This window comes from Mesotoga sp. H07.pep.5.3 (assembly GCF_002752615.1).
GTDB classification, from domain to species: domain Bacteria; phylum Thermotogota; class Thermotogae; order Petrotogales; family Kosmotogaceae; genus Mesotoga; species Mesotoga prima.
This window is the reverse complement of the sequence record NZ_AYTV01000023.1, coordinates 1-12,071: the sequence shown is the minus strand read 5'-3', so window position 1 is coordinate 12,071 and position 12,071 is coordinate 1. Positions and strand designations below refer to the sequence as shown.

The window sequence follows — 12,071 nt, the reverse complement described above, 5'->3', positions numbered from 1 at the left end:
CTTGATGGCAGAGTATCCCTGGTATAAGGCGGTTGAGAAAGACCAGCCGCCAGAGCAAGGTGATTTCGTCTACTCATGTCCAATAATAGTTCCGCCAGCTACAATCGAGGAATGCAAACAGATCGAGGCCGATGTAATTACTTATGATGTTTTGATTATGAGTCAGTCCTGCGACTTAGCAAACAAGAAGATTGATCTAGTTCTTGTCTGTCCAGTTTGGCCCCTAAAGGTAATAGAGAATTTGATTCCTCATTTCAAAAGGAGCTCTGAGAAGGAACATCTTCGCAGGGGACATATTCATGCGTTCCATCTCCTGAACAGGAGCGAAATTGACAAGTTCACAGAGGACTTCTTGGTAGTTGATTTTAGAAACGTGTACGGTGTTCACTATGACTTTCTGATAGAACATTTGAGAAAACAAGGAAACCGGCTTCGTTTGCTTCCTCCGTACAGGGAACACCTCGCACAAGCCTTCGCGAGATTTTTCATGAGAGTGGGATTACCTGCCGATATTCCTAGATTCAAGTAGGAGAAGATTTAGAACCTGGAAACAAGATTTCTTCGTTTCTTTTGGCTTTTCGGAAAGAGCTTCTTTTTCATGAAGGGCAATGAACGTAACCCACAAAAGAAAAGCTCAAGTCAAGTGTGGGGACTTTGATATACTCAACGAATCATGGGCGCGGTGATTTGAAAATGCGGTGGTACGCCTGGATTTGCTTTCGATTGTGCCCTTTTTTAGCGCCTTTCAGAATTCATGCTGTCAAAGTCGATTTCATTGTTATAAGAACAAGGGCCCTTTCGGGCCCTTGACTTGATTGAGTAGGGGTTTTATCTCTTAGAGCTGTGCTGCTTTTCCAAATCCTCTGCCGAGTCCCGGTCCCTTTTCGCCAGAGGCTCCGTGCCTGTAACCTGTTCCGTCCTGGGCATTCTTCAGTTCTCTTACACCGTCATTCGGGCAGTTGTCGTTTATTCCGTCGCCGTCTGCATCTACGAAGTTCTCACAGGTTGTAGGATCCTGAACTCTCTGCATCGTCTTCGTTCCGTAGCCTACTGCCAGTGTCATTCCACCGATCAGAAGAACCGCTATCGTAATTAACACTATCTTTTTCATCTCTTACACCTCCATTGATTTTTGGTACATACTCAGTCTACGGCCCGTTTCTTGGAGCCCGCTTAAAAGCCGCTTAGAGATTGCTTAGAAAACGGGGCTGGGGGTAGCGGATTGGTGGTAGGAAAGAGAAAAGGACCTGGTTAGCCGTTGGACGGTTCTCCGTCCTCCGAAAAGGACAGTTGCAAGTTCCAAGATGCAAGTTGTGAGTCGCGCCAAGAAGCAGCTGATCGTCAACGGTCCACCGTCCTCAGAAAACCAGTAGAAGTGATGCCGCTTCCGCGGGAGGCAGTCAGGAGCCAGTCTGCTGATGCAGGCCAGCGCCCACTATGTCGGGCGAAACGACTGGTGTTTGTTTGAAGATGCTTCTCGCAGTGAAAAACAGTCCGTGCCCCGGATCAAGGGAGATCCTTTAGAAACTGTTTGAGCTTCTGAATAAGGATTTTTTTAATCCTCCCCTGAGGGAGGAGGGCCAAGTAGTGGCGGAGGAGTCTCCAACGTTTGGGAAAGTTGCTGCCCTGACATAGTCCCCTGAGACGGTTGTTCGATGTTCATTCATGGTTACTTCTAGGAGCATATTTATGGATCACAGACCAAACAACGTTAAGAGTGAATTTGTAGTTCATTTGCAAAAGGCCAACCTATTCCAAAAGTTGTTCAAAGACCACACTCCCCACCGCAAGCGGTCCCCCCCGCTCAAGCGGGGATTTAAGATCAAGATCATTAAGAGCCGTCCTTCGGAGATCAGTTGCAAGTTGTGAGTTCCAAGTTGCAAGCATAAGAACCGCTTTTCGCTTAAAAGCGGAGAACCCGCTGAGCGCTGTGAAGAGCCGTCCTTCGTGACTCGTCCCAAATCATGGACCGGTCCTTGGATAAGATCAACACCAAGATCCCGAAACAAGTTCGGGATGACCCTGAACAGAGGCATTTCAGGGCAGGCTCCGTGGAATGACAACGAATGCTTGTTCCGAAAGCGTCTAAATCCTTCATCTGAACTTGTTTCAGCATCTCGATCCTGAGAGCCGCTGTGCGCTGTGAAGAGCCGTCCTCCGTGACTCGCCCCGGATCATTGACCGGTCCTTGGATAAGATCAAGCGAGAAAGAGCGTTATCGAGAGTTCGCTCACTCACGAGAAGAGCGAGATTCTGAGCAGGATCATCTCAGATGACGCGATGCAAAAGGAGACTGTTATCTCTAATTGCTAATGCTAACGCCTGTCTTTGTCACTGTGAGACTTTCTGCACAGGTTCTAGGATTTAGAAGTAAAACGGGCGTGTTTATTCCTTTAGCATTACTCTCCCAGGTCTGGAGAGTTGAACGGTCAACAGAGAACTTTTCCTTAGTGACTGGACTGTTAGCAATGAGTATTATCCGCACTTTTTCTTTCCACCCGCTCTTATTAACCCTGCTTCCTAACCCGATCCTTTGTTTACCAGCGAAGCGGGCATTGAGACCGTCAATGCTATAATTTGCTAGAACAATACTGATTGTGGAGGAACAGTATGAATACTCTGGAGGAGATAGTTTCAAAGCTCTCCGGGAAGCTTTCAGAGCTGAAAGAGGAGTACAATGTAAGAACCATTGGGGTCTTTGGTTCCTACGCGACAAATTCATACACTGAAAACAGTGACGTGGACATTCTTGTTGATTTCGAACAGACTCCCGATCTCTTCGAGTTCATAAGGCTTAAGAACGACCTCTCATCATTGCTTGAAAAGCAGGTTGATCTGGTAACTCGCAGAGCATTAAGAAAAGACTATGAGGATCGGGTCTTGTGCGAGGTCAAATACATATCGTGAGACCATACGACGCGGAGAAACATATTAAAGAGATCCTTAGGCTCATAGGAGAAATCGAAGGTTTTCTCCATTGAGTGTCTTTTAGCGAATTCGAACATAAGAGATCGATCAACTACTCAGTTCTGTACGCCTTACTGCTAATTGGTGAAACGGTCAAGAAAATTCCCCTTTCATTTCGAACAATGCATCCGAACATTCCCTGGAAGGAAATCGCCGGAATGCGCGATGTACTTATTCATGAGTACCTTGAAACGGATCTTGAGATCGTCTGGAAAACCGTTCAGGAAAGTCTTCCGGTACTGAAAAGTGACTTGTCAAAGATAATGAATAAGACCCATTGATCGCTGAAGGCTGTGAAAAGCCGTTCTTCGTTGCCCGTTCCGGATCATGGAACCGACCCTAGAAAGAGTAGTTCTTCGTTCCGACGCTGCGCGTCCAGGTTCTTCGTTCTTGGATAAGATCGACACCAAGATCCCGAAACAAGTTCGGGATGACCCTGAACAGAGCATTTCAGGGCAGGCTCCGTGGAATGACAACGAATGCTTGTTCCGAAAGCGTAATAATTCGTCTGAACTTCTTTCAGCATCTTGCTCTTAAGAGCCGTTCTTCGTTGCCCGTTCCGGATCATGGAACCGACCCTAGAAAGAGTAGTTCTTCGTTCCGACGCTGCGCGTCCAGGTTCTTCGTTCTTGGATAAGATCAACACCAAGATCCCGAAACAAGTTCGGGATGACCCTGAACAGAGCATTTCAGGGCAGGCTCCGTGGAATGACAACGAATGCTTGTTCCGAAAGCGTCTAAATCCTTCATCTGAACTTGTTTCAGCATCTCGATCCTGAGAGACGCTCTACGCTTCAAAATCAAGTACCCGATGATTGCTGCTGAAGATAGTGCTGTCCGTCAATAGTGTTGTCCGTCAACGGTTCCCCGTCCTCCGAGAAGAGACCAAGAGCAGATTTAAGATCAAGAACACAGAGATGAGTGATGTGTAGACGGCGCTTTGTCGACGGGGTGTGTTGAGCACATCGAGAACGCACCTCATGTTTAGAATAACGTATTCGCGTTTTCAGATTCATAGATTTCAGAATTCGAAGAGATTTCCCGATTCACTATGAGTCAAAAAACCTTCTGCCGGTTTCCGCAGAAGGTTTGTATGTTTTTTTATTGGAGAAATCTATATGAGCTCTTCGATCTTTTTCTCGAGCTCTTCGGGTATCTTCGTTCCGAAAAGAATTAGTGTCCCATAAGTGGGACCGTAACCTTCCCTCAGAATCTTCTTGATCGAAGCCTGAAGCTCGGCTCCACTCTTTCCCTCTAGAACATTCGAGCAGCTAAACTTTATTCTGTTGGGAAAGAGGTTGTCCTCCCAGATGATTTCGTCAGACTGAAACTGCTCTCCAGTTATCTCACAAATTGCAACGCCGTTGTTTTCGATGAAGAAAACCAGTCTCTCTCCGGGCTTCCAGTTGCCGTATCTCTTTCTGTTGCAACCCCAGACTCCATGTTCCTTTCCAGTCCTGAAAGCCTCCCATGAACGCGACTTCGCTATCCTCATTCTCTCAGCTCCTTCGACTCATATTCATGCCAATCTTAGCACCAAGGGAGTAAAAGAAAAAAGCGAGAGCAATTCAGTTTTACAAGGATATTTATTTGGACGCAAGAGGACCCGTGGTAGCAGGTACGGGGTAGGTGGTAGGAAGAGCAAAAGAAACTGGTTTGCCGTTGGATGGTTTAGCGTTCGGCTAGAAATAAAGGAAAATACGCAGCGACTATGGCTTAAACTCCATGCAGAGAGTCACGCTTTTTGCTCGGACTGAGACTTTCTCACCCAAGCAAGTACATGAAATCGGGAACCTTAAACCACTTTTTTTATGAGCGTTTTAGAGTGTTTCTTCAAATTAGTATACTGGCCAGTAACTTACTGTGCAGTATACAGACCGTTTTTCCGTTGTATCGAGACTTTTATGAGTGAAGCTTAATCTTCCTACCTCAAAAGAAAGTCATCCGGAAGTTGCCCGATCAAATCGATCAGTTCCGCCTCGGTAGATGTCTTGATTAAGATTATCTGCTTACCTTCTCTCCATTCGTTCACTATTACAGGTAGTTCCGAAGACGAGAACTCCGGCAGATATTCTTCGATATAAAATGGCATTTTGTCGGGATAATCGAGTGAGTAGAGGACTACGACGAGTTCCGTCTCCAGAAATCTTTCGTATTGTGAATTGCCAAGACTAAGAAAGCCCTTTCTTGAAAATCCTTTTATGAATCTTTCTTCGAATACTCCCACCGGGTTGCTCATCCCATAAACTAGAACTGAGTCATTCACTATTTCGACATCAGGGACATTTTCATCGTTTAGCGGGCCGTCCAAAAAGTCCTCGGGCAGTTCTTTGATTATTTTCATCAATTCGTCTGTTGTATCTGTCATTATAAGAACAATTCTCCTGCCGTCCCTGATTTCGTTCAGGATTACGGGCGTTTCCGAAGACGAGAACTCCGGTATAATGCCCAACATGTAGTCGGGCATCGTGGCGGGCTGATCAAGAGAGTGGAGGACTATTATCCTCTGAGTACTCATCACCTCGTCTATATCGGCGAAGTAAAGATCGAGAAGCCTCTTGTTAGAAAGATGCGCCGTGAATCTATCGTCGAACAGTTCAACCGGACTCTGTTTTCCAAAAATCAGAGCCGAGCTTCCTATGACGGTTGAGTGGCCGGTGAAGACTCCGGATGACTTCGTCTCCCCTGTCGTGAGGTCAATATAGTCGTATCCCGGATTGTTATAGACTGAAGGATCAAAGATCCAGAAGAGATCCATCATCATCTGCCAGTTCTCTCTCTCGTTTATTGCCCCGGAATCCCATACCTCAATGGATTTCGCAAACACATAGTACCCGTCGGGGAGTGAGAAGTTGTTTCTGTCGTAGTTAAGGTAAAGCCTGCCGGAAGTCGAGTCTACGAGATACCATTTTCCTTCTATAAAGACTTCTACAAGAATGTGACCTACTATCATGCCGCTGTTTGAGCTCTTTCTTGCCTCGATCCAGTCAATCCGTGCAGTCTGGATGAAAACGGAAGGAATCCCCTTTGCTCTTGCAAGCGAGACGAAGGCTAGTCCATAGTCTGTGCAGCCCGTCACCCCTCCTGATGTTATGATCTCGTGTGATGTTCTACCGAACTTTTCTCCCTCAACCCCCCTCAGATTTCGCATCATCCAGCCGTATATCTCTATAATTGTTGAAAGATCCTTCTTGTCATTAAACTGATCGGCGATCGCGGCAATCTCATCTGTGATTCGGGTCTGGGGGCCACATTGCAAAAACAACTCCGGATTAGAATAATCGACATTGAGAAAATACCCTCTGAAAACGGGAACTTCGATTCCATTGCTGTTCTTGAGTTTCTCAACAACTGACTCCTCTACAGTCTCTTGATCGACAGCCTCGGCTACGGTGAAGTACTGTAATAGGCCGCACCCAGAAAAGAGAAAGAGACCCAATACAATCAAAACAAGTAGCAGGTGCTTCATTGTAACACCTCCCGATGATCTTCTTTCAGAAGCCTTAAGAAAACCCATAACTCCTTTGGAAAATTCGACAGCAGTATCATGCTTTGATTACTTCCAGCAAATGGGGCAACGAACCGTTTTCTACAACTCGTTGCCCCACAATTATCTCGATTGAGTCCGACCTCAGTTATCCGGCGAGATCGTCTTCGGAAGGTTAACTACGACGCCACCAAACGTCGGATCAGGGAATTCAATTCCCTCAAGCATCTCATAGTTTATGAGGGTGGGGAAGAAGCTTAAGAGATCTGAAAAACGTTCGGGGTGATCGAAGATGTTGTAGAGTCTCAGGATAATAGTCTTTTCATCTTCATCGACCGGGATCTCAGTATCGAGATCTTCTCCGTTTGGCCTTATGTAGTCCAGAAGTTCCTCCTGTTCGCTCGCATTTTCTGCCATGGCATCGTAAGCATCCTGACCGAACGGGATGTACCACTGTGAAGTCAGGTTGTGCTTATTGTCTTCGGTCTGAGTGTCGCTGAAGAGATCATCTGCCAGAAGTAACGTAGTTTCAGGTGCTTCCAAAAGGGTATCCCTTATTGAACTCAGCCATAGAGGACTTTTGGAGGGGTTCCTGAATGTCAAGAAGGATGTGCCGATAAATGCCTTGACTTCTGACGCATCGATATTTCCGTCATTATTTGTATCGATCTCCGGAGGATCTATCTCATCATCGGCGTCTTCTAAATACTCCATGAAAGCCTCCGATGGCTCGAGATCATAAACCGTAAATGCTCTGGCGCTTGAAAGGGCACTGCCGACCAGCATTTTCAAAATTGCTATTTCTCCTTCATCGATTACAAGATAATCATTTTCATCGAATCGGGGAGCGTACTCTATTTCAAGTCTCTGTGAGATCATGAACCAGAAATCGAGATCGAACACCGCGTCTCCGCCATCGGGATCAACCTCGATCGAGACTATGTGATCTCCCTTCGGCTCCTTCTCCAGGAAAAGGATATCCGTATACAGACGGAAGCTTTCTGTGTAGGTTGTAGAATTGTCTTCGCTCACTACTTCGAGCATCAGCTCTCTGGCGCTTTCGACAACTCCATCTTTGTCCCAGTCGAATTCGTTGAGAAATACTTTCACAACAATATTCATCTCTCCACTCAGATAGGAGATATCGCCCCAGACTTCCTGAAGGCTGTCAGCGTACTCCTCCATCTCATCCTGAAAATCTCCGATCTCCCCGCAAAGTGAAAAACCGGAATTCTCTGCTATGGAGCTGCTTGAAGCAAGGAAATTTACCAGAAGCTCCGGATTTCTGAGAATCAACGAAGATCTCAGCTTCATATTAAGCAGTTTTGCGCGAATATCCGCTGAAATGCTTTGAACAACTTGATCTGGATTCGAAACAAGTTCTTCGAAACCAGCCAGCATTTCGCTTCGATCAAATGTTCCTGCAATGTCAAGAGAACCAATCTGCGAATTGTATATGTCCAGAAGCTTCAGTAATTGCGGAATGGCCTTCATAGCTCCACGAATGGCATGACCTTCGGGATTCTCAGGATTCCTCTTCACGAAGTCGTCAATAATCTCTTCAGACTCTTCGGCAGTCTCCCCAGATAGCTTGATCTCGGCCTTTTCACCTTCCGGAATGGGATTTACGTTGATCAGGAACTCCGCGACTCCACTCTTGCCTTCATCACTTGCGCTCACTCTCACATTGAAAGGGCTATTTTCGCCGTCACCGGGCAAAGAGGTAAATACATAGTTCTTTCCGTCGATTCTCCCGGGTCCGCTGCTTACCGAGAATGATATCCCGTCGGAGACAGATGATAATACGAACTGATTGAGGTCAACAACCAGTTCTTGGCCCTCTGTCACCTGCTGATCGGGAATCTCAATCTTGATAGCCCTGAATAGAGAGCAGCCGCCGAGCGCTATCAAGGTGAATAGAGAAAGAAACACGAGGATCTTCTTGAACATTTCTTTTCCTCCCTTTTTTTATGATGGGTTTGAATAAAGGCATTTGGTTCACTTTGCATAGCTTTCCCGATTCAATCTTACACTTTATTCACAGAAACACAAAAGAGTCTGTTCTTTGTTCCAGAACGAGGATCTGTTCTTCGTTCTTGGTCAAAGTCAATAAACACAAGATGCTGAAACGAGTTCAGACGGAATGTTGTGTTCTTAAGAATTACAGGACGCTGTCACGGAATGTGATGTTTTCGGTAAGCCTGGATGCTGAAACGAGTTCAGCATGACCGATTCAGACGTTTTGAAATAACCAGCTCTATCATTCCCGTCATCACTTCTCAGTCGTCCCTCTCATTGTCATCCCGAACTTGTTTCGGGATCCGGGCTTTTGAAGGCCGTGGCCGGGGGTTGGGAGTTGGAAAGACCAGAGTGAAACCGTATCGCCGTTGAATGGTTCTCCGTTCTCAGAAAAGAACGGTTGCAAGTTCCAAGATGCAAGTTGTAAGGAGAAGAAGAAGACCTTTTTCTTAAGGGCTATTAAGTAAACTCATTAGTGACATTCAAGAAGAGAGCATCGAGATTCTGAATCAAGTTCAGAATGACGTGATGTTGTGTTCTTAAGAATTACAGGACGCTGTCACGGAATGTGATGTTTTCGGTAAGCCTGAATGCTGAAACGAGTTCAGCATGACCGATTCAGACGTTTTGAAATAACCAGCTCTATCATTCCCGTCATGACTTCTCAGTCGTCCCTCTCATTGTCATCCCGAACTTGTTTCGGGACCTGGGCTTTTGAAGGCCGTGGTCGGGGGTAGCAAACTGGGGAATCAAAGGATTAGTTGCCAGATGCTCCCTTGTTGCAACTGTTCTTCCCTGAGGACCATTGACGGTCAATGTCGCCTTCAGTAGCGGACATCGCATCTTCTTTCCTACAAGTTGGAGAGTAGCTCGAGAATGCCATGGCTTGGCGGTACGACAAACTCAGTAGCACTGGCTTTATCATCGAAGTGATTCTTCTAGATCGTGCAAGTCAATTAGCAGAACTTCTTTCGGCATCTTCGTTTTGAAACCGGACTTGCTTATAATAACCGGTACTTTGACCCTCTTGTCAGGAATGTACTGCATCTTCTCTATCAACTCTTCTGCTACTTCAGGTCCAACCGGGGCCTTTCTCCATTTGCACTCGAATACCAGAATTCTGTCGCGCGACTCCCCTATGAGATCTACCTCATAGGTCTTGTTCCTGGTGCCCGGAATTTTGCCCCAGTGTTTACCGACTTTCTCCGGCAGAAAGGGAATCTTTCCAGACCTGTAGAGATCCGGGATGAGTGATTTCGCGATTGATTCAAATGCTCTGCCAATGTATTCTCCAAGATTCTCAATAGTATATGTTAAGGCCTGTTCGGAATCAAATTCTACGGCGTTCTGTCTTGAATAGATATACTTCATCCAGAATGAAAGGAAGTTGTCCTGAATAGTGTATCTCAGACCGCGTTTCGATTTCGAAAGGAGATTTTCTACCCTGCCGATTATTCCGTAGCTGTTTGTAAGCTCGGAAAGGTATTTCATCGCCTTTGTGCGTTCCATACCCGTTCTGTCGGCAATCTCGCCGGCATCTCTGTCGAAATAACCGACCGCCTCAAGTATCGAGAAGTAGCCCGGATGCTCCGTTCCAAACTCACCAACAAGAAGATTCTTGCCCTCCTCCCGAAGGGGCGAGAACCTGTTAAAGAAGAGTTCTCGAATCTTCATCTCAAAAGAGGCCTTTTCTTCAAGAAGCCACAAATATTGTGGAATGCCACCGAGAACTGAGTACCACTCTACAGCCTCTTCAAATGAATAGCCGAAGCTTCGCATCATCTCGAGAGCTTCCCTGAAGCGGAACTGGTTCAGCTCGACTTTGTGATCGCACCTTCCGAAGAGTGGTGCCTTCTGGTCCAGAAAGATTCGCTTCATCATCCCCACATATGATCCACAAAGAATCAGTAATCCTCTTCCTGAATTCTCGTCCCAAACTTTCTGTAGGATCGAAAAGACCGATTGATCGACTCTCATGAAGTTCTGAAACTCGTCGAAGATCACTACTTCCTGAAGGCGAAACAACGCCCTGAAGAAGCCTTCCCAGCTGTCAAAGCTTCCTTCGAATATCTGTGAAGAGAAGTCTTTCAGCAGAGTCTCCGAGGAGCGAGTATCTACAAAGAAGTATTGCGCATCCGGATAAACCTTCTTCAAAAGTGTGGTTTTTCCGATCCTCCTGCGCCCAAAGAGCGCGACCATTTTCTTTGACTTCCTCTTCGTGAGCCCCTCAAAAAACGCCAGCTCATCGTCACGATCAAAGAATTTCATTCTTGCCTCCGATTTGTATACTGACCAGTAACTTACTGTATAGTATACAATTTTCAGAGCAGCATTTGCAACCTTTCCCTTGACGCTTCCCCTATTTTGGCCCGAAGTAAGCACCTCTCTTTCAGGGCAAACCTAGAATTTCCCATTCCTTGATTCTACTTTGCTCATGTTTAGATACTTACAGGCATAGATCATCCTTCTATTTTCTTCAAATGTTCCCTGTAACCCTGGAGTGAATGTCACCACTGGTTCTTCAAAACAGGTGTATTTAATGGCGGAGATTAAACATATAGAATTTTGGAAGGCGCCCGTATTCATTTCCGAATAGTAAAAAGAGGTTATAGGAGATTCGCCCCGCTCACCTTAGTCCTTGCTTGTCAACCCAGGGGCAGCATCTTGAAACTTGTAACTGTTCGCGCTTTCCGCGCAGTGATTCGAACTCCTGGCCTGAGGCATGCCAGTACCGTGAAGGGAGTAAGGCTGTAATTCCGCGGAGTCTTCCCCGATGATCCTGCCACATGCGCCTGTCCCGATGATCCTACCCCAATGAGCCTGCCCTGAAATGCTCTTGTTCGCGGCTCCTGTTTGGAACTCCTGTTAAGGGTCATCCCGTTATATCTCCACGCCGTCATCCCGTAGAGCCTGCCCCAAAATGTATCTGTTTGGGTGGTCTGCACGGGATCTGGGCTTTTCAAGACCGTGGCCGATGGCAGCGAGTTGGGTGGGGGCTCGTAAGAGCAAAATATCAGTTCCAAGTTGCAAGCATAAGAACCGCTGTACGCTTAAAAGCGGAGAACCCGCTGAGCGCTGTGAAGAACCGTCCTTGGTCCTTCATGAGGGGCAGTTACAAGTTGCTTGTTCCATGTTGCAAGAATAAATGACGGGGTTCGGGGTTGGTGGTTGCGGGTTGGTAAGACCAAAAGATGCTGGTTCACCGTTGAATGGTTCTCCGTTAACCTAGAAGAGCCGCTTCCCGCTTGTAAAGGAACGCTGAGCGCTGGAAAGAGCAACAAAATTCGTTCGCCGTTGAGCGGTCACCGTTCTCCAAAACCTGCATGTTCTTAGTTCCAGAGCGACGATCTGTTCTTCGTTCTTGGTTGTTTGTTAGAATAAGAGAGGCAGGGGATGCAAGATAAGTCCAGTTCTTGGTTATAGCCTGCGAGGCCCAGTTGGGCAAGAACATCTTGCATCCAGGAGTGTTCAGGAACGATAGTAGAATATCCGGAGCAGGAATGCTTCAGGACCAAAACAGCGGTAAACGAAACACTCAACAAACTGCCAAACAAGCAACGGAGGTGCAGTTATGGAGATAGTTGGAATTGATTGGGGA

General features: G+C 46.5%; 8 protein-coding genes. 3 read left to right on the top strand and 5 right to left on the bottom strand.

The features are described 5' to 3' along the window. Nucleotides 1-4 precede the first annotated feature (4 nt). Nucleotides 5-529: a hypothetical protein gene (locus V513_RS10190; RefSeq protein WP_099772665.1), complete on the top strand. Its 525-nt coding sequence runs from the start codon at nucleotides 5-7 to the stop codon at nucleotides 527-529. Nucleotides 530-835: 306 nt separating this feature from the next. On the opposite strand, the gene V513_RS10185 is transcribed toward V513_RS10190, so the two are convergent. Then, complete coding sequence (locus tag V513_RS10185; RefSeq protein WP_099772664.1) at nucleotides 836-1,111, bottom strand: hypothetical protein; 276 nt, start codon at nucleotides 1,109-1,111, stop codon at nucleotides 836-838. Nucleotides 1,112-2,610: 1,499 nt separating this feature from the next. On the opposite strand from V513_RS10185, the gene V513_RS10180 reads away from it, so the two are divergent. Next, a complete protein-coding gene (locus tag V513_RS10180) occupies nucleotides 2,611-2,907 on the top strand; it encodes a nucleotidyltransferase family protein (RefSeq protein WP_099772663.1) in 297 nt (98 codons plus the stop codon). A 74-nt stretch (nucleotides 2,908-2,981) separates the two neighbouring features. Beyond that, entirely contained in the window at nucleotides 2,982-3,248 is a 267-nt protein-coding gene (locus V513_RS10175) for a HepT-like ribonuclease domain-containing protein (RefSeq protein WP_099772662.1), read from the top strand. Nucleotides 3,249-4,081: 833 nt separating this feature from the next. On the opposite strand, the gene V513_RS10170 is transcribed toward V513_RS10175, so the two are convergent. The 4 genes from V513_RS10170 to V513_RS10155 all read right to left on the bottom strand — a co-directional run bounded on the left by V513_RS10170 (nucleotide 4,082) and on the right by V513_RS10155 (nucleotide 10,741). After that, nucleotides 4,082-4,462 carry a hypothetical protein gene (locus V513_RS10170; RefSeq protein WP_099772661.1) on the bottom strand — a complete coding sequence of 127 codons (381 nt, stop codon included), beginning with the start codon at nucleotides 4,460-4,462 and terminating at the stop codon, nucleotides 4,082-4,084. Nucleotides 4,463-4,891: 429 nt separating this feature from the next. Next, nucleotides 4,892-6,436 carry a transglutaminase domain-containing protein gene (locus V513_RS10165; RefSeq protein ID WP_099772660.1) on the bottom strand — a complete coding sequence of 515 codons (1,545 nt, stop codon included), beginning with the start codon at nucleotides 6,434-6,436 and terminating at the stop codon, nucleotides 4,892-4,894. A 162-nt stretch (nucleotides 6,437-6,598) separates the two neighbouring features. Continuing rightward, the gene (locus tag V513_RS10160) at nucleotides 6,599-8,404 is read right to left on the bottom strand and encodes a hypothetical protein (protein ID WP_099772659.1); all 1,806 of its coding nucleotides are present in this window, start codon (nucleotides 8,402-8,404) and stop codon (nucleotides 6,599-6,601) included. A gap of 990 nt (nucleotides 8,405-9,394) precedes the next feature. Beyond that, nucleotides 9,395-10,741 (bottom strand): AAA family ATPase, encoded by a 1,347-nt coding sequence (locus tag V513_RS10155; protein ID WP_099772744.1) that lies wholly within the window; start codon nucleotides 10,739-10,741, stop codon nucleotides 9,395-9,397. Between the last annotated feature and the right edge of the window lie 1,330 nt (nucleotides 10,742-12,071).